This window comes from Acinetobacter sp. ANC_7512 (genome assembly GCF_056779935.1).
Map to the genome: position 1 here is coordinate 26,519 of NZ_JBWYIX010000007.1, position 22,222 is coordinate 48,740.

A 22,222-nucleotide genomic window follows, 5' to 3' on the forward strand; every position below is an offset into this window, starting at 1 on the left:
TTTTAACAAGATTTTTTTAAGAGAAAAAACCCCGCATTAAGCGGGGTTTCTTTTGGTCACGTATTTAAAACTTAAACACGTTCGATCACAGTTGCGATACCTTGACCAAGACCGATACACATCGTCGCAAGACCGATTTGTGTATCTTGTTGTTCCATCACGTTTAACAACGTCGTTGTGATACGAGCACCAGAACAGCCCAATGGATGACCAAGCGCAATCGCACCACCGTTTAAGTTCACGATGTCTTGTTTGTCATGTAAACCTAGACCTTTCAATACTGAAAGACCTTGAGCAGCAAATGCTTCGTTTAACTCAACAGTTTGAATGTCACCAATACTCAAGCCAGCACGTTTAAGCGCTTTTTGAGTTGCTGGAACTGGGCCATAACCCATGATCGCAGCATCACAACCTGCAACTGCCATAGAGCGAATTACAGCACGTGGCTTAAGACCGAGTGCTTGCGCACGCTCAGCAGACATCAATAACATTGCAGATGCACCGTCAGACAATGCTGATGATGTAGCAGCAGTCACTGTACCGCCTTTAGGGTCAAACACAGGACGTAACGCTTTAAATGCTTCAAGGTTTGCATCTGGACGAATCACTTCATCTACATCGCATAGGATTTTGAAGCCATTTGCATCATGACCTTCAACACCAATGATTTCGTTTTTGAAACGACCTTCTTGAGTAGCAGCCCAAGCACGACGGTGAGATTCAACACCAAAAGCGTCTTGCTCTTCACGGCTAATGCCATTCATACGACCTAACATTTCAGCCGTTAAGCCCATCATGTTAGATGCTTTTGCATAATGTTTAGATGCTTGTGGGTTCAAGTCGATACCATGCATCATGCCAACGTGGCCCATATGCTCAACACCACCAATGATGAAGATATCACCTTGGTTAGTCGCAATTTGAGCAGCTGCGGTATGAATTGCTTGCATTGAAGAACCGCAAAGACGGTTAACAGTTTGACCTGCAACAGTTTTTGGTAAGTCTGCCAATAACACGATGTTACGACCGATGTTCATGCCTTGCTCTAGAGTTTGGTTCACACAACCCCAGATCACATCTTCAACTTCGTTCACATCAAACTGGTTACGAGCAACCAATGCACGAACTAATTCAGCAGATAAGTTATCGGCACGTACATTGCGGAACATACCATTTTTGGTTTTACCCATTGCTGAACGTACGCCATCAACGATGACAACGTCACGTGGATTTAAAGTAGCCATTCACGTTGCTCCTTAACCGTAGAATTTTTTGTTGTTAGCAGCCATGTCACGCAACATTTGTGGCGCTTCATAAGCCTTACCTAAATGCGCATACTTGTCGCAAAGCGCAACATACTCAGCTACACCAGTTTGATCGATGTAACGGCATGGACCACCACGGAATGGAGGGAAGCCTACACCCATGATCATCGCCATATCTGCTTCGTTTGGTGTTGCAACGATGTTATCTTCTAAGCAACGAACAGTTTCGTTACAGAAAGCAATCATCATACGGTCAATGATCTCTTGAGGATCAAATTCACGTTTTTCACCAGTCACGACAGAAGCAATCACGTCATACGCTGTTGGATCAACAGTTTTTGCTTTCTTGCCTTTCTTGTCCAATTCATATTTGTAGAAACCAACATCATTCTTTTGACCAAGACGTTGTGCTTCATACATTGTTTGGATTGAACCTTTGAAATCAGGCTTCATACGGTCAGGGAAACCTTCAGCCATCACTTCTGCACCGTGAACGCCAGTGTCAATACCGACAACGTCCATTAAGTATGCAGGACCCATTGGCCAGCCAAATTTTTCCATTACTTTGTCGACTTGTTGGAAGTCAGCGCCGTCTTTAAGAAGAAGGTCAAACGCACCAAAGTAAGGGAACAATACGCGGTTTACAAGGAAGCCCGGGCAGTCATTGACAACGATCGGGGTTTTACCCATTTTTTGAGCGAGTACGACAGTCGTTGCAATCGCTTCAGCTGAAGTTTTTTCACCGCGGATCACTTCAACCAAAGGCATCATATGCACTGGGTTAAAGAAGTGCATCCCTACAAAGTTCTCAGGACGTTCAAGGTTTTCAGCCAAACGCGTGATTGAGATCGTAGAAGTGTTTGATGCAATGATCGTGTTTTCACGTACTTTAGATTCAGTTTCTTTGAGTACGATGCCTTTCACTTTCGGATTTTCTGTTACCGCTTCGATCACGATATCGACTTCTTTAAACTCATCATAGCTTAATGTCGGACGGATACGTGCAAGCGTTTCACCCATTTGAGCAGGCTTGATTTTCTTACGTTCAACTTGTTTAGTCAGAAGACCGTTTGCTTCTTTCATTCCTAAAGCAAGTTGTGGGTTACCAATATCTTTCATGATAATTGGTGTGCCTTTGCTTGCCGCTTGATAAGCAATACCACCACCCATGATACCTGCACCAAGTACTGCAGCTTGATTTACAGGGTGAGCGCCTTGTTCATATTTTTTCGAAGTTTTCTTCACAACTTGGTCGTTGATGAATAGACCAATCAACGCGCCTGCTTGTGGCGTTACCGCTGCTTTTGCAAAGTGTTCAGCTTCTTGGCGAAGTGCACCAGCACGATCTAAGCTTGAACCTGCTTGCATAGAATCAAGCAATAATTTTGGCGCAGGGTATTGTGCAGGATTAGCTTTCGCAAGCACCACACCTTTAGACGAGTTGAAAGCCATCATTTGTTCTAATGGATTCAACTTAATTGGATCTAATTTTTCTTGACGCTTCGCTTTCCAGTCTAAACGACCTTCGATTGCTTGTTTAACGATAGAAATCGCAGCATCTTGTAATTTATCAGCAGCAACCACCGCATCGACCGCACCATCTTTAAGTGCAGCAGGTGCTTTTTTCGGGTTCGCCATTGCCATCCATTCAACAGCGTTATCGATACCGATTAAACGGCTTAGACGAACGGTACCACCGAAACCAGGAATGATCCCAAGTTTAATTTCTGGAAGACCAACTTGTGCTGATTCTGACATCACGCGATAGTCACACACCAAGCACATTTCGAAACCGCCGCCCAATGCCATGCCATTGATTGCAGCAACTTTAGGAATATTTAAATCTTCGAATGAATTGAAAATTTCATGAACAGGCATTGCCCAATCTACAATGACTTGTTCGCCTTGCGCAAAGTTTTCACCAAACTCAGTGATGTCTGCACCAACGATAAATGTAGATTTACCAGATGTAACGATAAGACCTTTAATCTCAGCGTTTGATTGAACAGCAGCAATTGCAGCTTTAAAGTCGTCAATTGTTGCGCGGTTGAATTTATTAACCGACTCACCTTGTAAGTCAAAGCGGAATTCTGCAATTCCGTCCGAAAGCATTTGGACGGTAATGGCATTGCCAGCGTGGATCATGCCCTGATCTCCTTTTTTTTGGAGGACTTCTAAGTTGATGTTGTGAAGCAAGTGCGTATTTCCTGCGCACATTAAAGCTTCGCTAATCTTACGATAACTATATCGAAAAAGAACATAACAAGTTGTATCAAGCCGTGACGCAATGGTCATCTATTTATTGCACCAGCATGCGTTATAAAACAGCAGATGCGAATGTAGAGTTTGTTCTTCTTACAATAAAGCGATTGTTTCAATTGGCATTTTATTTAAAAACACTTCAACTTATATCTGGGGTAGGTAGGTAATTTCAAGTTATTTTGCACTTTAAATTTCGTCATAAAAGTCAATAAACTGAAATATAAAGCCATCAAAAGTCTATTTGTAGAACACAATGTTTCGTTGTTTGGGGTAGTCGTTATACAATTTACGTGATTATCTATACATCTAAATTGGAACAATTCATTTCCAATTTAGGTGCAGCATCTCCTCATTTAACCCGCTAACCAAAGATAAACCGAGTCACTCAATGATCAAGTGGATTATTCTCGCGATATTCATCATATCGGCACTGTATATTCAACGTCGTGGAAAAGTACGACATTCGTTCTATCGTCAATTCTTTGATCATTCGACCATTTTGGCACCTATTAATTTTTTGATGTATATGTTCTCTAAGGTGCCAAACCAGCCTTATATCGACACACAGCATTTTAAAGATTTAAAAGTGTTAGATGAAAATTGGGAAATGATTCGTGATGAAGCCAAAGCTTTATATGAGCAGGGTGGGATCAAAGCCTCTGAAAAATATGATGACCTAGGCTTTAACTCATTTTTTAAAACTGGTTGGAAGCGTTTTTATTTAAAATGGTATGACTCTGCACATCCTTCTGCAGCAGAACTGTGCCCTAAAACGACAGCATTGCTTAAAACATTGCCAACCATTAAAGCGGCGATGTTTACTGAGCTTGCTCCTGATAGTCGCTTGGTTCGTCATCGTGATCCTTATGCGGGATCTTTACGCTATCATTTAGGGTTGTTGACGCCAAATGATGATCGTTGCTTTATTGATGTAGATGGTCAGCGGTATTCATGGAGAGATGGTGAAAGCGTTGTGTTTGATGAAACCTACATCCATTATGCAGAAAACACGACGGATCAAAATCGTATTATTTTCTTTGCTGATGTAGAGCGTCCTTTAAAGACACGTTGGATGGAACGGTTTAATCATTGGTTTGGTAAAAATGTAATGACTGCGGCAAGTTCACCGAATGAAGCAGGGGATCAAACGGGTGGTCTGAACAAAGCATTTGGTTATGTTTATCGCTTACGTGTGAAAGCAAAAGCACTGAAAGCGAAGAACCGTCAGTTATATTACTTTTTAAAATGGTTCTTGATGTTAGGGATATTCTTCCTGATTTTTATTCGACCTTATGTGTTTTAAGAGCATTCAGATCAAAATGCGCCTCAGGGCGCTTTTTTTAATTTTACTTAAAATGATGTAAATTAAAATTGAGAATTGGTTCAATAAAAGCTATGCTTTTGTCTGTAAAATACACAAAAGAAAATTCAAATGAATCTCAAAAAAACAATATTGGCTCTCAGTGTTTTACCGTTTTTTTTAAGTGCCTGTGGCGGCGGTGGGTCGGGAGATTCGTATGAATCATCACCGAGTACACAATTTCGAAACGGTGATCAACTCTATTCAATTCACTATAATTCCAATGATCGATTCGGCTTAAATTATATTGAATTTCAAAATGGACAATTTACTTATACGGATAGTTTTAAACCGTTGAATAGTGTGATTGTGACGCGAAATCGTATCTATCAAACCTATGATCAAGCCCAAAATACGCTTAGTGTGAATAGTCCTAGTCATTGGACGATGAATATCATTGGTGACATCCAAACGGATATCGAAATGGAGCGTGTAAACCTATCGGGTAAAAATGTTTTTGATACAGTTTTACCAGGTTATCGCAACATTGATCGAAATGATTTGAGCCCTAATGTGAGATTGTTTATCGCCAAAGATGGTCTTAAAAATTTTTCTTCAGGTAGCTATTGTTATAGAAAGAAAGCAGAACAAAACCGAGTAGATTATTTACAACTCTATCCAAACACCAGTGAACCATTGGAAGAGAGTTTTAACCAATTTTATGAAGATAACTTGCTGTATCTTGATCTTTTAAATCAAAAAAATCCAATAGTTAAATTTCAACTTGCTAAAGATCGTTGGATGGGTATGAATTTTAGCAGTATTTTTGACACCAGTATGAAGATTAGTTTAGATGATTCAACAGCCATTGAATTTGAAAGCAAACTATATCCTGCTGAATATCATCAAACTTTGAAGCGTACGACTGATGATGAATATAAGCTCTATGAAAAATTGCTAATGAACGATGATGTTGCAGAAAATAGACAGCGTTATCAGTTATTAATGGCAAATATTGAAAAAGGGTGTACGTATTATAATAAAACGGCAGCAGAATCCTTTGTCACGATTCCTGGTTTAAGATGATTTGTTTAAAAAAAGCCCATAATGGGCTTTTTTTATTGATTGATGATCGAGAGCTGACCGTCTTTGCAATCCAGCTTGAGATGAAGTTGATCTGGATGCTTTAGAAAGTAGATCGCAATAATGGGTTCTAGTTCAGTTCTTATTTTACGTGCTAAATGACGTGCCCCAAAGCGGATATCATGACCCTGATAGAAATATGCTTTGGCAAGGTCTGATAAATGAACCTGACGTTTTTGATGTTGCAAACGAATATTGAGTTTTTCCAGTTCAATATCTACCAATTTAGGGAGTGCATCATCTTGAACAGGTTGATAATGAAGGACACGATCAATTCGATTCAGAAATTCGGGATCAAAACTGCGATGCAGTATTTTTTCAATAATGGCTTTCGTGGGTAAGCGTTTTAAACATAGATTCTGAAGTTTTTGCGGTAAAACATTTAATTTATCTAAATATTGTTGTGCTGCGCGTGCTCCTGCATTACTGGTCATAAAGATCATACAATTACGAAAGTCAATCGTTTTTGTTCCAGCAGTAAGGGTTAGGCGACCTGTATCCAACACATTCATTAAGCCACGAATCACTTCGGGAGAGGCTTTTTCAAGTTCATCAAACAGCATAATGCCAGGACGGGTATGAGAGCCATTAATCGCAGTTTCATCGAATAAACTGTGACCTTCTTTCGAACCGACATATCCAGGCGGAGCGCCTGTTAAAGCGGCTGCATAATGTTCTTGAGCCAGTGTATTCATATCGATACGACAAAACGCATCAGGACGACCATAAATCGCTTCAGCAATCAAACGAACAGTCTCTGTTTTACCAACACCTGTTGGTCCAAGCATCAAGGTGACGGACAAGGGGCGTTCAGGACTTGAAAAGTCAGCTTTGACCACGTGAAGCATTTTTTCGATTTCATCTAAGGCTGGATTTTGCCCAATGATACGATCACGCAATAACTGCATCACTTTGGCTGGTTCAAAATGAAAGCGCGACTTTCCAATGAGTCGATCTTTTTCTGAAGGACTATGGGATGAGAGTGCAGGTTGTATGGCGTGAAAAGCACGATCGGTCGCAGTCATGTTGGCGCATCCATGAATGAATCAGTTGAAAAGCATATCAAACTTGAATTTAACAACTCAGACTTTTTACCAATCAGCTGATTATAAAATCTGCGATCATTACCCTGAACTGTTGGATCAACAAGGTTTTAAAATCGTCTACCGAAATGCACTTGAAATAGAGCGCATTACCATCACAATAAGCTCATGCTGTTGCATGAATGACTGACTCTACATTAAAGGCTGCTTGTGAACGAAAACGCACGTGAACACATTGAAAAAATCTTAGCCAATCTTACGACTTTGCCTGGTGTCTATCGCATGTTAGGTAAAGATGGAGAGTTGTTGTATGTGGGAAAAGCCAAGAATTTAAAAAATCGTGTTTCTAGCTATTTTGTTAAAACCATTGAGCATCCCAAAACACAGGCTTTAGTTGCCCGCATTCATGATATTGAAACCATGGTGGTCCGCTCAGAAACGGAAGCATTACTTCTTGAACAAAACTTAATTAAGCTTCATCGACCGCCGTATAACATCATGCTGCGAGATGATAAATCTTACGTCTATATTTTTGTGTCCAGTGATAAGCCTTATCCACGTATTGCAGCAGGTCGTGGTAAGGGGAAACATCAAGCAGGTAAATTTTTTGGACCTTATCCAAGTGCTTTTAATGCACGTGATACATTGGTGGTCTTACAAAAATTATTCAATGTCCGCCAATGTGAAAATAGTTATTTTGCGCAACGTAAAAGACCGTGTTTGCAGTATCAAATTAAACGTTGCTCAGCTCCATGTGTGGGCATGATATCACCTGAAGATTATAAAGAGGATGTCGATAACTCTATTCGTTTTTTACAAGGGGATACACGTGAGCTTAATCAAGAATTAATTGCCAAAATGGAAGCGGCAGCAGATGCTCTTGAATTTGAAAAAGCCGTTTTTTATCGTGATCGGATGGCATTATTGCGTGATGTACAAACGCAACAAGCGATTTATAAAGTCAAAGGTGAAGCAGATATATTGGCGATCGCATACCAAGCGGGGGTAACGTGCGTTCAGATTATGCATGTGCGTAATGGCAAGATGTTGGGAGGAAAAAGTTATTTCCCAGATATGTTGGGCGATGATTTGGGACAAATGCTGGCAGATTTTATCGCGAACTTTTATTTCCAAGTTGCCGATGAGATTCCAACAGAATTAATCGTCAACGTGGAGCTGCCAGACAAAAAAGACATAGAAGAGGCACTACAACAAAATTTTGGCAAAAAAATTCTGATTAAATCAAAAGTTCGAGAAACCCGTGCAGAATGGCTCGAGCTTGCGACCATGAATGTACAGCATGCCATTAAAGGACAACTTGCTAACCATTATGAATTGAATGAACGTTTTCATCAGTTAGAAGAGGTGGTCGGACGTCCAATTGATCGTATCGAATGTTTTGATATATCCCATACGATGGGCGAAGCAACGATCGCTTCTTGTGTTGTCTTTGATAGTGGAGGGGCTCGCAAGCGCGATTACCGTCAGTTTGCTATCGAAGATATCACTGGCGGTGATGATTATGCTGCCATGCGTCAGGCTTTGACACGACGGTATAAGAAGGCGATGCTGCCAGATTTGCTTCTCATCGATGGTGGTAAAGGGCAATTACATATGGCAATGCAGGTCATGCAAGATCTTGGATTGGATGCATTCATGGTGGGGGTTTCAAAAGGGGAAGGACGTAAGCCTGGTTTGGAAACCTTACATTTCACTGATGGCACAAAGATTCAACTGCCTGAAGACCATAAAGCGCTACATTTAATTCAACAGGTTCGTGATGAGGCGCATCGATTTGCCATTACTAAACATCGTGCCAAGCGCGATAAACGTCGTGGGCAGTCAGTTTTAGAAGCCATTCCAGGGCTAGGACCAAAACGCCGCCGTGATTTATTAACACATTTTGGTGGGATTCAAGGGGTATTAAAAGCCTCTGAAAAGGATCTGAATTTAGTCCCAGGTTTTGGTGCAAATCTCGCTCGGACTGTGTACAAAATCTTGCATGAGTAATCATGCATATCAATTTGCCAAAATGATCATTGACCTGTGAGTCATTGATCATTTACCTCAATCTGAAAATTCAGCATGCTAGCGCGATAAGAAATTTAAAATAAAAGGGTTGCACATGTCATTTGGACAGGTATTTCAAGAAATTGATCAACAAGAATGGGTAGGGATCCCTGAGGGTTGGTTGCAAGGTCGTACCATTTTTGGTGGTTTAACCACGGCGATGATGCTACACAAAGCAACACAAATGATTCATGACCCTCAAAAAAGATTATTGAGCACCAGTGTGGTATTTGTGGGTCCTGTTCAGGAAAAGCCAGTCAAAGTGACAGTGGAAATTTTAAGGCAAGGTAAATCTGTGACTAATATTGAGGCTCGGATTTGGCAGGATGATGCTGTACAGGGAATTCTGCTGGCAAGTTTTGGTTCAGACCGTGAATCAGTTGTGAATATGGATCAAACTCGCACAGCACCACGGTATGATTCGCCTGAAAGTTTAGTTAAGTTGCCTTATCATCCTCTTATGCCGCAATGCTATCAGAACTATGATCTGATTTGGGCTGAAGGGAAATACCCTTGTACGGCTGCTGAAAAGCCAGATTTTGGTGGGTGGTTTCGATATGCAGAATCTAAATTTGAAGCAGGTCCGCTGAGCATGCCTGAATTTATAGCAATGTTAGATATTTGGCCTGCAGGAATTTTTCCTATATTAAAAAAACCAGCACCGGGCAGTTCAATTTCTTGGTATGTGACGCTGTTAGAACCTATTCAAGCTGACCGACGAGATTGGTTTAAATATAAAGTATTTACAGATCATTCTGCGCATGGTTATTCTACTGAATATGCCCATATTTGGGACCATAATGACCGTCTCGTTGCAATTTGTAGACAGACTGTCGCGATTTTTGCCTAGTCGACAGCGGGTAGTGAATCGTTTAAAGTAAGCGGATTAAAGAATCAAAGCTCAAGTTTTTATTGCAAATTTTAGCTGTAATTGGGGCAAACTGGCGGTGTCTATGTCTACAGGTCGCATCCTGAATATACCAAATATCTTGACGCTAGCACGTATTGCGTTAATACCTGTTTTTTTAATTATTGCCTATTGGCCTCCTGCGATTGGTGTGGGTGGGCATGAAGGGGGTATGACGCGTCATATCATTCTGACTGCAATTTTTGTGATTGCTGCTGTCACAGATTGGTTTGATGGTTACTTAGCAAGAACATTGAATCAGACTTCTGCATTCGGACGTTTTTTAGATCCTGTTGCGGATAAATTAATGGTCGCAGCAGCATTGATTGTTTTGGTGCAATGGCAACCTACAATTTCGATGGCTTTTGCTGCGATTGTGATTATTTCACGCGAGATTACCGTTTCTGCTTTACGTGAGTGGATGGCTGAGCTCGGTGCACGTACCAATGTAGCTGTATCAACGGTTGGCAAATATAAAACAGCTTTTCAGATGATTGCTATTTCCGTGTTCTTACTCAATTGGAAACCACTTGAATTAGTTGCATATGGTTTATTGTATACCGCTGTAATTTTAACACTGTGGTCCATGTTTATTTATTTAAGAGCGGCATGGCCATATCTAAAACAACCCTAATGTATTTAAAGCGCCAAAAGGCGCTTTTTTATTGTGTTGAGAAAGTGATTTAAAAATGAGAATTAAATTTGCTATTGGTTTAAGTATCTTGTTGAGTTCAAGCATTTATGCGGATGATTTATCACGGGCACAAGAGTATTTGCATAATGATGGGATCGCGTATTGTCTATCTCATTCTGAGATTTATGCAGCTGAAGCAAATATTGCGAGAGGTGGATATTTTCAACTCGGTGAACATAGCCATGAGGCGGCAAAACAAGTGCAAAATTATATTGATCAAGCGCTCAAAGAAGCGTTAGGCAGCTATCAATATTCAAAAGAGAAAGCATACCTTATGCGTTGTTTGGAAATCTCTTATTCAACGCAGTATCGAAATTATATTAAAACTGTTTATGCGTTAGATGTTATCGAAAATCAAAAATAACCTTAATTGCTTAAGCTTTTCTGCTGAGGGTTAAAGTAATTCATATTGGGAGATTCAACCGCTTTAAAGTTGAATCATCTTAGAGATTAAAAATAACAATGAAAAAATACACTTTCAAAAAGTCATTGATGACTTAAACCTTTTGGAAATACTCAAGCGGTATCAAGTTACAGTGGTCGGTACGCCACCTTTAGGAATTGCAATAGCACAAAGTGATATCGACCTCATTTGTAGTTATCCGATTGAGCAAGAGAATCATTTGATTGAAACACTAAAATTATTTCAAACCTATAAGGCATGGTGCATTGAGCGAAGTTATTTTGAACGTGATACTTGGATTTGCCGATTCGAATATTGTGCTTGGTCAATTGAGATATTTTGTTCTACAACACCAATTCATCAGCAGGCGGGATTCCAGCACTTCTACGTTGAACATAGAATATTAGATTTGGCAAATGACCAATTTAAACAGGAAATCATTCGCCTTAAGCGAAAAGGTATAAAAACTGAACCTGCATTTGCACAGATGTTAGCGCTCGATGGTGATCCTTACACGAAGTTAAGTCAGCTCTATGAAGCAGATGACTGTGTGTTGATTCAACTGCTTCAATGCCAAGGTTACCTAGATTAAACTTTAACTATGGGTTTCCTCATCCCCATCGTCTTCAAAAGTTTTTGCAATTTTTTCGATATTCAAACTTTTAGCCATCGCATCAAAAATTTGTTTATATACACCGTCTTGATGGTAAAGAGCATCATGTTCTCCATGCTCGGCAATTTCGCCTTCTTTCATGACATAGGTGTAATCCGCATCAATAATTTGTGACAGGCTGTGCGAGATAATAATGACAGTACGTCCTTGTTTAATCTCATCAAGGCTTTGTTTAATTTGTTCCGAAGCAATGGCATCCAAACTCGCTGTCGGTTCATCTAAAAAGATAATCGGTGGATTTTTCAAGAACATACGAGCAATAGCAATACGCTGTTGTTGTCCTCCAGAGAGTTGCAATGCATCGGAATGATAGCCATCTGGAAGTTGTAAAATTTGCTCATGAATGGATGCTTTTTTAGCAGCAATGATCACGTCTTCTTCAGTAGCATCTGTTTTACCATAGCGAATATTTTCAAGAATAGTCCCTTGGAAAATATGATTTTTTTGTAGGACTAATCCAATATGATCTCTCAAATATTGTGTATCAATTTGATTGAGATCGATGCCATCGAGTTCGATACACCCCTGATTAGGTTCATAAAATTTATCTAAAAGACTGATTAAGGTTGATTTTCCCGCACCTGATAAGCCAACTAATGCAGTAATTTTATTGGGTCGAATCTCCATATTGATATTCTTTAGTGCGTGGTGACCATTTGGATAAAAGAATTCAACATTTTTCAGCGTAAATTTTCCTTGAATTTGCGGTTTGAGTTGACCTGTAGGTTCAATTTGATCATCTGCTTCTAAAATTTTAAAGAAGCTTTCTGAATAGATCATGGCATCATTCACTTCATCATATATACGATGTAAGGAGCGAATTGGCGCGGATACATTATTGAACAACAGTACATGAAACATGATCATACCGATGCTCATCTGACCATCAAGCACAAAATACGCAGTTAGGATGATGATTAAAACAATACCTATTTGTTCAATAAAGGTTTTTAACCCATCAAATAAAAAGCTGACTTGACGGGTTTGCATTTGATTATCTGTGAGTTCTTTTTGTAGTTTGAGTTGTTTGGTTGATTCTATTGACTCGCGGTTGAAAGATTTGATAACCGTAATTGAATTAATAATTCCGAGGATACCTTGGCTTTTCTTTTCTCGACCATCACGTAAATTTCGACGCCAGCCTCCGAGTTTTTGTGCTTGTTTATAAGTTAACCAGAAGTAGATTGGAACGATAGTGGTCGCCACCAAGCCAACATAAAAGTTGGCGTAGTACATTAATCCTAAAGCCACGATCGCACTGGTAAATAACGGCAAAATGTCAATAAAGAATATTTGAACTAGACGAGTCAGAGAGCCAATACCACGATCGATTCGTGTTTGTAATTTTCCCGCCTGATTATTCTCTTCGTTGAAAAAAGCTAATCTATAGGTCAGAAATTTTTCAATGATGCCTTGTGCTAGATCTTGTGAAATAAAAATTCTAAGTTTTTCACCATAAAACTTTTGTCCGAATTGCACAAAAGCATTAATCACTTCTTTACCCAATAATATCGCTGTAATGGTAATCAGGATATTCCAGCCTTCGGCTAAGCCAAAGCCATTCTCAACCAGCGCATTAATTTCATCAACTGCATATTGCAAAGTGAGTGCATTCACTTGAGCTGTGAATGAGCCGATGAGCGTAAGAAAAAGAGTGGCAATCACTAAAAAGCGATAAGGTCGAACGAAAGGTTTAAGTTTTAGAAAAAGTTGCCATAAATTCATAAGCGATTGTTTTTATTGTCTAGATTTATGCCAGTCTAAGCTTGATTGTCCAGTGTCACAAGCGTTCACAATGTTTCAATTTGTCAGTTGAAATATTCAGCTAATATACGGTTATATTTTCATGGCAAATTGGTTATGAACTTCGAGCTGTTTGCACCCGAACCCAATTCAAATCTCCTACCTTATGATGGGATTGTAGAAGATTACGGTCTTATACTTACTCATGCTGAATCACAGGATTATTTCGATTATTTTTTAGAAGCTTTGGCTTGGAAACAGGATGAAGTGATTTTATACGGCCAATATTTTAAGACGGGTCGTAAAGTCGTATGGTATGGTGACCAAAACTATCAATATCACTATTCAGGGATGGATAAACAAGCACAGATTTGGGATTTGAAATTATTAGTACTCAAGCAAAAAATTGAACTTATAACAGGAGTTCAATTTAATTCTTGTTTGGCCAATTTGTATGAAGATGGAACTCAAGGTGTAGGATGGCATAGTGATGATGAAGCTGCATTAAGAGATCCTGAACATGGCGAGACCATCATTGCCTCACTGAGTCTCGGCGCAACCCGAAAATTTAGATTTAAACATCGTGATAAAATTCATACTGCGGAAATGTATCTACAATCAGGACAGTTGATTGTGATGAAAGGTCAAACACAGCGTTTTTGGAAACACACTTTAGCGAAATCAACCAAAGTATTAGAGCCTAGAATCAATTTAACCTTTCGCTATTTTTATCCTAGATGAAGTGGCAAATATTCTATTAAGGTTGAATACCTTGAGGATTACGATACCAACTTTCAATAAATAAAGCGGCTGCCAAGCTGTCTGCGGACAACTTTTTTCCACGCCCTTGCGCCTGATAATGATCGAGTTCATCACGCGCTTCGCGAGTTGTTAATCGCTCATCCACCATCCATGTTTCTATATTGGTTTGGTGTCTTAAACGACGAGCAAATTTACGTGCTCGTGTTGATAGTTCCGATTCGCTATCATCCATATTCAGTGGTAGCCCGACTAAAAACAGATTTGGAGAATGCTGTTTTACAATTTTGAGTAGATCATCCCAATTGGGAATGCCATCTTTCATCGGTAAAAGTGAAAGTGGCGTAGCACTTTCAATAATGGACGATCCTACAGCCATTCCTGTTTTTTGTGTGCCAAAGTCAAAGGCCATAATGAGTTGAGCGGTAGTTGAATCAGGCATGTCCAATCTCAGATGAAAGCCATGTACGATCGACCCCCATTTTTCTATAGGCAGCGTCCCAGCGATCGTCATAGGGTAAGTTAAAAATCAAATCCATATCAGAGTCACAAATGAGCCAGTCACCTCGAGCGATTTCTTGCTCCAACTGGTTTTTACTCCAACTTGCATAGCCTAAAGCAATTTGATAGCGACCAACACCTTCATTGTGTGCGATTGCATCAAGAATATCCTTTGAAGTTGTTAAACAGAGATTTTCACCTACAGCGATGGACGCATGCCAAGTAGGTTGACCCGTATGAAGTACAAAACCCGCTTCTGGTCGTAAAGGACCACCTTGTAAGACATCATGTGGGTGAACATGATCTGCAACGATATCAAGATCTGTTAAGAGTTCTTTAACCTGAATCCCAGCTGGACGATTGATCATAATTCCCTGCGCACCTTCATGATCATGACGAGCAATATAGACCACACTATTTGCGAAGAAATCATCTGCTAAATCAGGTGGGGCAATCAGGCAACGGTGCGTTAGAAATTGTTTACTCACCTAATGGCTTCTCCTATGTTTGAGTATCACTTTACGTCAACATACTAGACTTATGGGTTTTCAACAATCCTTTTAAAATAATCAAGATGTGCTGGTCTGAAACTTTAATTGTCTTAATTGTTTTGCATGTTGAAGGGTGGTCTCGCTAATTTCGACACCACCAGTCATGCGAGCAAGCTCTAATATCCGCTGATCTTCATCAAGCTCAACGATAGTGCTGATAGCAGGGTCTGTTTGCAATTTTTTCACTAACAAATGTTGGTCCGATTGCGCTGCAACTTGGGCTTGATGTGTAATACATAGAATTTGAACATGTTGACCTAATCCAGCCAATAAGCGACCGACAATCTCAGCTGTTCCACCACTGATACCCACATCAATTTCATCAAAAACGAGTACTTCAGCTTCGGTTTTTTCTGCATTCATGACTTGCATGACCAATGCAATACGTGACAATTCACCACCAGAAGCAACCTTCGCAAGCGGTTGAGGTGGAATCCCTTTGTTTGCTGTGAACAATAATTGAATAAAACTAAACCCTTCAGATGAAGGTTGCTCCAGAGGATCAAAACGGAATTCAAAATGAGCTTCTGGTAAAGCCAGTTGCTTGACTTGTTCTGTTAAGAGTTTGGCTAAGGGTTCTGCTGCTTTACGACGGATATCATCTAGATATTGAGCTTTCTCTATAAACTGTTGATGTGAAATTTCAACTTGTTCAGCCAAAGTCTCTGGATCTTCAAGCTGATGTAATTGTTCTAGCTCGGCCTGCCAATGTTCGTATTCTGATTTTAAATCTTCGGGTTGTACTCGATATTTGCGCGCTAAACGATGGAATATTTCCAGTTGTGTGTTTAACTCTTCCATTCGTTCAGGATCAAAACTCTGACGGTCAATGAATTGTTTTAAATTAGCACTGGCATCATCGAGTTCACTTTGCGCATTTAATAATGAGTTATAAATTTCAGAGAGTAAATCACTACGACCTGCATGAGATTCAAGCTTGCGAATAATACTTGAAATTTCCTGAGTGATATTTTGATCAGACTCATCTAAAACGTTGATTGCATAACTACAATCTTGCATGATGTGTTCATGATGACTTAAGCGATCGAACTCTTGTTCAATTTCTTTATAGTCAAGTCGAACCACTTCTTCTAATTCTTCTAATTGAAGATTAAGTGTCTCAATGCGTTGAAGGCGGGTGGTCTGTGCATCAAGCGCAGCTTGATGCTGTCGGATATTTTTTTGCCATGCGTTATAACTGTCTTTGACAGCAAGCGTATGTTGACCAAAGTTGCTGTAACGATCTAACCAATGTTTTGGATAGGGCGGTTCTAACAATTGTTGCTGACTATGTTGGCTGTAAAGTTGGACTAAGAGTCTGCCAATTTCCTTTAATTCTGACAGACTACTTGGACGTCCATTGATCCAAGCTTTACTACGACCTGTAGCAAAGATTACCCGTCTTAGGTGAATTTCACCCGATTCATCTGCCAGCTCATGAGTGCTTAACCATTCAGCTTCAGGACTTTGATCTTGATAACTAAATACGGCTGTAACATCAGCCTTATCTGAACCATAACGAACGTAATTCGTATCAGTACGCTCGCCTAAACACGCTGATAATGCATCGAGTAATAAAGATTTACCTGCACCAGTTTCACCCGTAAGAACATTGAAACCTTGATCAATATCAATGGCTAAGTTATCGGCTAAAGCAAAGTTGATCAGATTAAGGTGTGTCAGCATAAACGCATCCGAGCTGCGAAAGTGTGGATTCTAAGATAGAGAAATTTTGTTTTAGTCTCAAGTCACGACATTTGAATATGAGAACTTTTAGTTTGCATTTTAACTGAAATTAGGTTGATTACTAGTGACTGAATATATTCTTTTACCTGTGTACAAAAGATATATAGAAGAAATCAAAAAAATCTTTAAATTTCATCATTAGGGAACAAAAGTTGCTTATAAAAACCATTGCAAAACACTGATTGATTAGTTGCTCGAGCGCAATTAAACTACGGCAATTAAAATTTATAAAATGCGCATTATTTGGAGAATACGCATGTCATCACAATTTGATCATGTATCTGTTGTAAAAAAATCAAATGTTTATTTTGGCGGGACGTGTATTAGCCACACTGTTCAATTTGAAGACGGTACGAAAAAAACACTTGGGGTTATTCTACCGACGGAACAACCGCTTATTTTTGAAACACATGTACCAGAGCGTATGGAAATTATTTCTGGTGAATGTCGTGTCACAATTGCAGACAATGAAGAACATGAGCTTTTCCGTGCAGGGCAGTCGTTTTACGTGCCTGGTGAGAGCCGTTTCAAAATCGAAACAGATGACGTATTAGACTACGTTTGTCATTTCGAAGGCTAATTACCCAAAAAAAATTTGACCAACATTCAATGGTCAAATCGGTTAAACTATTCGCTATATAAAATCCTGTAAAGTTGGCTTTGCGGGATTTTTCTTTTCTATATTATTGTATTGTCTTAGTGAGTTGAGGTCGTTCATGGCTAAACCCGAATATTATTATGGCGTTCATTCTGTGGAGTCATTGTTGGAGTTAGAACCTGAACGCGTTTTGACTCTATTTGCACTAAAAGGTCGTGAAGATCAACGTTTAAAACGTATTTTTGAGTTGGCTGAACCTTTCGGAATTAGTATTCAAAAAGCGAGCCGAGACAGCCTTGAAAAACTGGCTGGACAACCTTTTCATCAAGGTGTCGTTGCTGCAGTTCGTCCTCATCCAACGCTGAATGAAAATGATCTTGAGCAATTAATCAAAAGTACAGACAATGTTTTTTTACTGGCGCTTGACCAAGTGACGGACCCGCATAATTTGGGTGCGTGTATTCGAACTGCGGCAGCCATGGGCGTACACGCGGTTGTTGTTCCTCGTGATCGTTCTGCGAGCTTAACACCAACGGCTCGTAAGGTTGCTGCTGGTGGTGCAGAGAAAGTTAAATTTATCCAAGTGACGAATTTGGCTCGTACTTTAGCCAAAATCAAAGATGATTTTAATGTACGAGTGATTGGCACGATGTTAGATGAGCATGCTCTACCTATTCACGAATGTGATTTGACTGGTCCTGTTGCAGTGATTATGGGTGCTGAAGATACTGGTTTAAGACCGATTACACAGGCGCAATGTGATCATAAAGTTTATATTCCAATGAGTGGCAATTTACAAAGTTTGAATGTGAGTGTGGCGACAGGCATGGCACTTTACGAAGCGTGTAGACAACGTCAAGCCTAATTAGAGATGGCACTTTCAGATCGAGCCCAAGGCTATTTTTTTCTTATTACTACCATGTGCATCTGGGGGGGATTTACCCTCACTGCACGATTAAATGCGCTATGGCATATCAATACGTGGGACATTGTGGCACTGCGTTTTTCACTGGCTTTTTTGATCTTAATGCCGATTCTACTTTATCGTAGAGAAGCCTCTTTTTTAATTAAAAAAGAACCATTTATCTTGGCAATGATTGGTGGTGTGATCTATTGTTTGTTGGCTTATAGCGCATTTCACTATGCACCGACTGCGCATGCTGCAATTTTTCTCAATGGTTGTATTCCTATTTGTACTGCCATTGTGGCTTTTATATTGATGAAGCAGGCTTTTGATCGTCATACATGGGCAAGTTTGATCATTATGATCACCGTGCTCGGTATTATGAGTCTCCTGATGTATCGTGAATCAGGCATTCCTTTTGGTGCTGGTGATGGATTATTCTTCTTGAGCGCCATTTTTTGGGCAATATTTACCGTATTACTGCGTAAATTCCAACTGAGTGCATGGCAGGCGATGTGTGGAGTTGCCATCTGGTCAGCCGTGATTTATGTACCCATTTACGTGTTATTTTTACCCAAAAATCTTAGTACTCCTGAGCCTCAGCATTTACTGTTTCAAACAATATTTCATGGCATATTCGTGGTCATTATTGCAACATTAACTTATGTGGAAGCGATTAAAAGACTCGGGGCTTTTAAAGCAGGGAGCATTACCAATTTAGCGCCTTTTTTAGCTGCAATTTTGGCAGTGCCTTTGTTAAATGAACCTTTAAGTATTGCAATGTTATTTGGGTTGTTGGGTATGGCGATAGGCGCATTACAACCATGGCGATGGCTGGGTCGCCAAGATGCACTAAGCCAAAAACTTGAGCAACAAAAAAAGCAGTCTTCTTAGACTGCTTTTTTTTAATCTAAGCTTGTTGTGCAAGACTAAGATAATATTGGTGTTTTAGAGCGAGTTGTTGATAGAGATGATCAAGCTCACCATCATTTATAACAACATCGTCTGCACGTTTTAATTTTTCTTCACGAGACATTTGCGCACTCATTATCTTTTTAATTTGCTCAATGTCTTGATGATCACGTTGCGAAGCACGCAAGATTTGTAATTCTGTTGATGCATCGATCAGTAAAGTACGTTGAGTAAGTTGGTGTTGATTGGTTTCAAACAAGAGTGGGGAAACTAAAATGGCATAAGGACTGGTCGCCCGTTGTAGTTGTTCAATAATCGATAGGCGAATTGCAGGATGCGTAATATTTTCTAATATCTTTCTAGCTTCAGGATGTTTAAAAATATGGTCTCTTAACGCTCTGCGGTCGAGTGCGCCATCTTCCAATAGCACCCAATCCCCAAAATGATCTTTAATTTTTTGTAGTGCAGGTTTTCCAATTTCAACCACTTCACGTGCCACGATATCTGCATCAACAACGGTAATCCTTTGTTTTTCAAACCACTGACTTGCAGCAGTTTTTCCACTACCAATACCACCTGTTAAGCCCAAAATAAAGCGCATGTAAAAAAACCTTGTAATTATCATAATGGGGCTTATTTTAGCTTAACCCCCTAAATAAACCTTCATAATTTCGTTACCCCATAAGAATGCAATCCATCCAGCAATCGCAATATAAGGTCCAAAAGCAAAGGGCTGATTTTCTTTTTTGACTTTCATCAAAATGATGCCGATGATTGCACCGACTAAGGATGAAAGTAGGACAATGAGCGGTAATAAAAATGGACCCATCCATGCACCAAGCGCGGCCAGTAATTTGAAGTCGCCATATCCCATTCCTTCTTTGCCTGTCACGATTTTAAATAAATAGTACACCACCCATAAACAGAGGAAACCAATCAAATAACCCCAAATGGCGGAGGTAGGTGAGGTGTAGAGTGCATAGCTATTTACCGCTAAACCAAGTGCAGCCAAGGGGAGAGTATATCGATCGGGTAAAAGTTGTGTATCGAAGTCGATGAATGTGAGTGCGATCAATGTCCACGTTAAAATTAAGCCAAAAAGCATTTGTAGGCTTGGACCAAATACCGCGACGACCACTAATGAGCAAACAGCAGTCAAAACTTCTACCAGTGGATAACGAATGCCAATTGGATTTTCACATTCACCACATTTTCCACGTAAAAATAACCAACTTATCACGGGGATATTTTGATACCAACGAATAGGTGTTTTACATTTTGGGCAGGTCGATGCAGGTTTACTTAGCGTGAGCTTATCTTCATCAATTATGGCTTGGTCGGGATGTAAAAACATCTGACAGTCTTGACGCCATTCTTGCTCCATCATTTTAGGTGTGCGGTAAATGACAACATTTAAAAAACTGCCGACACATAAGCTGATGATTCCCACAGTTAAATAGAGTGCTGTAGGCGATTGAATTAAATACGCAATTATTTCGTTCATTACACCACAGAACCCATTTGGAAGATTGGAAGATACATTGCGATGACTAAGCCACCGACCAAGACACCTAGAATGGCCATAATCAAAGGCTCCATCATGGAGGTTAAGCCATCGACAGCATTGTCGACTTCACTTTCATAATGGGTTGCAACCTTATCTAGCATAGCATCGAGTGAACCCGATTCTTCACCAATCGCTACCATTTGCACAGCCATAGATGGGAATAAATTGGTCGAGCGCATAGCGAAATGAAGTTGTTGACCAGTCGCAACGTCGTCACGAATACGCATAACTGCTTGCTCATATACCACGTTATTCGTTGCGCCAGCTGTTGATTGGAGTGCATCGATTAAAGGGACGCCGGCAGCAAATGTGGTTGAAAGTGTACGGCTATAACGTGCGATAATTGCTTTATAAACCAAATCACCAAAAATAGGCAGCCTTAAAGCCGTGCGATCTAATGCATCCGCAAATTTTTGACTACGTTTTTTGGTTTCAATAAAGCCGATAATGGTCAGAGCGATACCAATAATTAAAATAAACCAATATTTTTGCACCCACTCAGACATTGCCACTACGAGTTGCGTGAACGCAGGTAAGTCTGCGCCAAATGAGCTAAACATCTCAGAGAAGACAGGAACCACTTTGACCATCAAAATAATGGTCACAATAATTGCAACCACAATGACAGCAATTGGATACTTCATCGCTTTTTTAATTTTTTGTTTGAGAACTTCACTTTTTTCTTTATAAATCGCAACTCGATCGAGCATGGTTTCAAGCGCACCTGATTGCTCACCTGATTCTACCAATGAGCAGAATAACTGATCAAAATGCTGAGGATATTTGCGTAGTGCACCTGCAAAAGTATTACCACCTTCGACCTCAGTTTTAATACCCAAAACCACTTCACGCATTGCAGGATTATCTAAGCCTTCTGCAACAATTTCAAAGCTTTGAACAAGTGGTACACCTGCTTTCATCATGGTGGCAAGCTGACGCGTAAAGATGGTGATGTCCAAAGTAGACACTTTCTTCTTCATTAAGCCTTCAAGAATATTCTTGCGCTTCTCGCGGATACTACGCACCGTAATGCCTTGTTTGCGGAGCATGACTTTTGCAAGTTGAATATTACGCGCAGGCATTTCACCTTTAACTTTGGTACCCTTGCGATCCACGCCGTCATATACAAACGTTGGCATCATCTGTGCTTTTTTCACCGCCATAATGATTTCCTTATTTTT

21 protein-coding genes are annotated in these 22,222 nt (G+C 40.0%); 11 read left to right on the forward strand and 10 right to left on the reverse strand.

What is annotated here, in order from left to right; genetic code table 11:
* Positions 1-71: 71 nt before the first annotated feature.
* Together fadA and fadB are read right to left on the reverse strand one after the other, a co-directional pair.
* Positions 72-1,244: an acetyl-CoA C-acyltransferase FadA gene (gene fadA, locus AC1M9H_RS07975; RefSeq protein WP_035265978.1), complete on the reverse strand. Its 1,173-nt coding sequence runs from the start codon at positions 1,242-1,244 to the stop codon at positions 72-74.
* A 12-nt stretch (positions 1,245-1,256) separates the two neighbouring features.
* Complete coding sequence (fadB, locus tag AC1M9H_RS07980) at positions 1,257-3,410, reverse strand: fatty acid oxidation complex subunit alpha FadB (protein WP_481613201.1); 2,154 nt, start codon at positions 3,408-3,410, stop codon at positions 1,257-1,259.
* A 505-nt stretch (positions 3,411-3,915) separates the two neighbouring features.
* Here fadB and lpxO point away from each other — a divergent pair.
* Both lpxO and AC1M9H_RS07990 read left to right on the forward strand, forming a co-directional pair.
* Entirely contained in the window at positions 3,916-4,830 is a 915-nt protein-coding gene (gene lpxO, locus AC1M9H_RS07985) for a lipid A hydroxylase LpxO (RefSeq protein ID WP_481588586.1), read from the forward strand.
* Positions 4,831-4,959: 129 nt separating this feature from the next.
* On the forward strand, positions 4,960-5,913 hold the full coding sequence (locus AC1M9H_RS07990; protein WP_481613133.1) for a hypothetical protein: 954 nt from the start codon (positions 4,960-4,962) through the stop codon (positions 5,911-5,913).
* 32 nt (positions 5,914-5,945) lie between these two features.
* On the opposite strand, the gene AC1M9H_RS07995 is transcribed toward AC1M9H_RS07990, so the two are convergent.
* Positions 5,946-6,995: an AAA family ATPase gene (locus tag AC1M9H_RS07995; protein ID WP_481613134.1), complete on the reverse strand. Its 1,050-nt coding sequence runs from the start codon at positions 6,993-6,995 to the stop codon at positions 5,946-5,948.
* A gap of 228 nt (positions 6,996-7,223) precedes the next feature.
* Here AC1M9H_RS07995 and uvrC point away from each other — a divergent pair, with 228 nt between their 5' ends.
* The 5 genes from uvrC to AC1M9H_RS08020 all read left to right on the forward strand — a co-directional run bounded on the left by uvrC (position 7,224) and on the right by AC1M9H_RS08020 (position 11,679).
* Positions 7,224-9,023 (forward strand): excinuclease ABC subunit UvrC, encoded by a 1,800-nt coding sequence (uvrC, locus tag AC1M9H_RS08000; RefSeq protein WP_481613135.1) that lies wholly within the window; start codon positions 7,224-7,226, stop codon positions 9,021-9,023.
* Positions 9,024-9,138: 115 nt separating this feature from the next.
* The gene (locus tag AC1M9H_RS08005; RefSeq protein ID WP_481613136.1) at positions 9,139-9,933 is read left to right on the forward strand and encodes an acyl-CoA thioesterase; all 795 of its coding nucleotides are present in this window, start codon (positions 9,139-9,141) and stop codon (positions 9,931-9,933) included.
* A 103-nt stretch (positions 9,934-10,036) separates the two neighbouring features.
* Positions 10,037-10,624 (forward strand): CDP-diacylglycerol--glycerol-3-phosphate 3-phosphatidyltransferase, encoded by a 588-nt coding sequence (pgsA, locus tag AC1M9H_RS08010; protein ID WP_035265993.1) that lies wholly within the window; start codon positions 10,037-10,039, stop codon positions 10,622-10,624.
* Positions 10,625-10,679: 55 nt separating this feature from the next.
* Complete coding sequence (locus AC1M9H_RS08015; RefSeq protein WP_481590108.1) at positions 10,680-11,048, forward strand: hypothetical protein; 369 nt, start codon at positions 10,680-10,682, stop codon at positions 11,046-11,048.
* Positions 11,049-11,172: 124 nt separating this feature from the next.
* On the forward strand, positions 11,173-11,679 hold the full coding sequence (locus tag AC1M9H_RS08020; protein ID WP_481613202.1) for a DUF4269 domain-containing protein: 507 nt from the start codon (positions 11,173-11,175) through the stop codon (positions 11,677-11,679).
* Between the two features lie 3 nt (positions 11,680-11,682).
* Here AC1M9H_RS08020 and AC1M9H_RS08025 read toward each other — a convergent pair whose 3' ends face one another.
* Positions 11,683-13,485, reverse strand: coding sequence for an ABC transporter ATP-binding protein (locus AC1M9H_RS08025; RefSeq protein WP_481588591.1), 1,803 nt, complete (start codon positions 13,483-13,485; stop codon positions 11,683-11,685).
* A gap of 135 nt (positions 13,486-13,620) precedes the next feature.
* Here AC1M9H_RS08025 and AC1M9H_RS08030 point away from each other — a divergent pair, with 135 nt between their 5' ends.
* Complete coding sequence (locus tag AC1M9H_RS08030; RefSeq protein ID WP_481613137.1) at positions 13,621-14,244, forward strand: alpha-ketoglutarate-dependent dioxygenase AlkB family protein; 624 nt, start codon at positions 13,621-13,623, stop codon at positions 14,242-14,244.
* Positions 14,245-14,260: 16 nt separating this feature from the next.
* Here the strand turns inward: AC1M9H_RS08030 and ruvX are convergent, their stop codons facing one another.
* The 3 genes from ruvX to recN all read right to left on the reverse strand — a co-directional run bounded on the left by ruvX (position 14,261) and on the right by recN (position 17,000).
* On the reverse strand, positions 14,261-14,704 hold the full coding sequence (gene ruvX, locus AC1M9H_RS08035; RefSeq protein WP_035266001.1) for a Holliday junction resolvase RuvX: 444 nt from the start codon (positions 14,702-14,704) through the stop codon (positions 14,261-14,263).
* A complete protein-coding gene (locus AC1M9H_RS08040) occupies positions 14,697-15,251 on the reverse strand; it encodes a YqgE/AlgH family protein (protein WP_035266003.1) in 555 nt (184 codons plus the stop codon). The genes ruvX and AC1M9H_RS08040 overlap by 8 nt, the downstream gene beginning before the upstream one ends.
* 81 nt (positions 15,252-15,332) lie before the next feature.
* A complete protein-coding gene (gene recN, locus AC1M9H_RS08045) occupies positions 15,333-17,000 on the reverse strand; it encodes a DNA repair protein RecN (protein WP_481613138.1) in 1,668 nt (555 codons plus the stop codon).
* Between the two features lie 316 nt (positions 17,001-17,316).
* Between recN and ppnP the strand changes: the two genes are divergently transcribed.
* The 3 genes from ppnP to AC1M9H_RS08060 all read left to right on the forward strand — a co-directional run bounded on the left by ppnP (position 17,317) and on the right by AC1M9H_RS08060 (position 19,456).
* Positions 17,317-17,640 (forward strand): pyrimidine/purine nucleoside phosphorylase, encoded by a 324-nt coding sequence (gene ppnP, locus AC1M9H_RS08050; protein ID WP_035266006.1) that lies wholly within the window; start codon positions 17,317-17,319, stop codon positions 17,638-17,640.
* Positions 17,641-17,776: 136 nt separating this feature from the next.
* The gene (gene rlmB, locus AC1M9H_RS08055) at positions 17,777-18,523 is read left to right on the forward strand and encodes a 23S rRNA (guanosine(2251)-2'-O)-methyltransferase RlmB (protein ID WP_035266007.1); all 747 of its coding nucleotides are present in this window, start codon (positions 17,777-17,779) and stop codon (positions 18,521-18,523) included.
* Positions 18,524-18,529: 6 nt separating this feature from the next.
* A complete protein-coding gene (locus AC1M9H_RS08060; protein WP_481613139.1) occupies positions 18,530-19,456 on the forward strand; it encodes a DMT family transporter in 927 nt (308 codons plus the stop codon).
* A gap of 16 nt (positions 19,457-19,472) precedes the next feature.
* Here AC1M9H_RS08060 and coaE read toward each other — a convergent pair whose 3' ends face one another.
* From coaE to AC1M9H_RS08075, 3 genes are read right to left on the reverse strand one after another with little or no spacing between them, the layout of a single operon-like run.
* Positions 19,473-20,075, reverse strand: a complete 603-nt coding sequence (gene coaE, locus AC1M9H_RS08065) for a dephospho-CoA kinase (protein ID WP_481613140.1) — start codon at positions 20,073-20,075, stop codon at positions 19,473-19,475.
* A 42-nt stretch (positions 20,076-20,117) separates the two neighbouring features.
* The gene (locus AC1M9H_RS08070) at positions 20,118-20,978 is read right to left on the reverse strand and encodes a prepilin peptidase (protein WP_035266012.1); all 861 of its coding nucleotides are present in this window, start codon (positions 20,976-20,978) and stop codon (positions 20,118-20,120) included.
* Complete coding sequence (locus tag AC1M9H_RS08075) at positions 20,978-22,204, reverse strand: type II secretion system F family protein (protein ID WP_481613141.1); 1,227 nt, start codon at positions 22,202-22,204, stop codon at positions 20,978-20,980. The genes AC1M9H_RS08070 and AC1M9H_RS08075 overlap by 1 nt, the downstream gene beginning before the upstream one ends.
* Positions 22,205-22,222 lie beyond the last annotated feature (18 nt).

Coding starts and splice junctions, on each gene's coding strand:
- fadA (WP_035265978.1), bottom strand. CDS start 1,244: ATGGCTACTTTAAATCCACGTGACGTTGTCATCGTTGATGGCGTACGT.
- fadB (WP_481613201.1), bottom strand. CDS start 3,410: ATGATCCACGCTGGCAATGCCATTACCGTCCAAATGCTTTCGGACGGA.
- lpxO (WP_481588586.1), top strand. CDS start 3,916: ATGATCAAGTGGATTATTCTCGCGATATTCATCATATCGGCACTGTAT.
- AC1M9H_RS07990 (WP_481613133.1), top strand. CDS start 4,960: ATGAATCTCAAAAAAACAATATTGGCTCTCAGTGTTTTACCGTTTTTT.
- AC1M9H_RS07995 (WP_481613134.1), bottom strand. CDS start 6,995: ATGACTGCGACCGATCGTGCTTTTCACGCCATACAACCTGCACTCTCA.
- AC1M9H_RS08005 (WP_481613136.1), top strand. CDS start 9,139: ATGTCATTTGGACAGGTATTTCAAGAAATTGATCAACAAGAATGGGTA.
- pgsA (WP_035265993.1), top strand. CDS start 10,037: ATGTCTACAGGTCGCATCCTGAATATACCAAATATCTTGACGCTAGCA.
- AC1M9H_RS08015 (WP_481590108.1), top strand. CDS start 10,680: ATGAGAATTAAATTTGCTATTGGTTTAAGTATCTTGTTGAGTTCAAGC.
- AC1M9H_RS08025 (WP_481588591.1), bottom strand. CDS start 13,485: ATGAATTTATGGCAACTTTTTCTAAAACTTAAACCTTTCGTTCGACCT.
- AC1M9H_RS08030 (WP_481613137.1), top strand. CDS start 13,621: ATGAACTTCGAGCTGTTTGCACCCGAACCCAATTCAAATCTCCTACCT.
- ruvX (WP_035266001.1), bottom strand. CDS start 14,704: ATGCCTGATTCAACTACCGCTCAACTCATTATGGCCTTTGACTTTGGC.
- recN (WP_481613138.1), bottom strand. CDS start 17,000: ATGCTGACACACCTTAATCTGATCAACTTTGCTTTAGCCGATAACTTA.
- ppnP (WP_035266006.1), top strand. CDS start 17,317: ATGTCATCACAATTTGATCATGTATCTGTTGTAAAAAAATCAAATGTT.
- rlmB (WP_035266007.1), top strand. CDS start 17,777: ATGGCTAAACCCGAATATTATTATGGCGTTCATTCTGTGGAGTCATTG.
- AC1M9H_RS08060 (WP_481613139.1), top strand. CDS start 18,530: ATGGCACTTTCAGATCGAGCCCAAGGCTATTTTTTTCTTATTACTACC.
- coaE (WP_481613140.1), bottom strand. CDS start 20,075: ATGCGCTTTATTTTGGGCTTAACAGGTGGTATTGGTAGTGGAAAAACT.
- AC1M9H_RS08070 (WP_035266012.1), bottom strand. CDS start 20,978: ATGAACGAAATAATTGCGTATTTAATTCAATCGCCTACAGCACTCTAT.
- AC1M9H_RS08075 (WP_481613141.1), bottom strand. CDS start 22,204: ATGGCGGTGAAAAAAGCACAGATGATGCCAACGTTTGTATATGACGGC.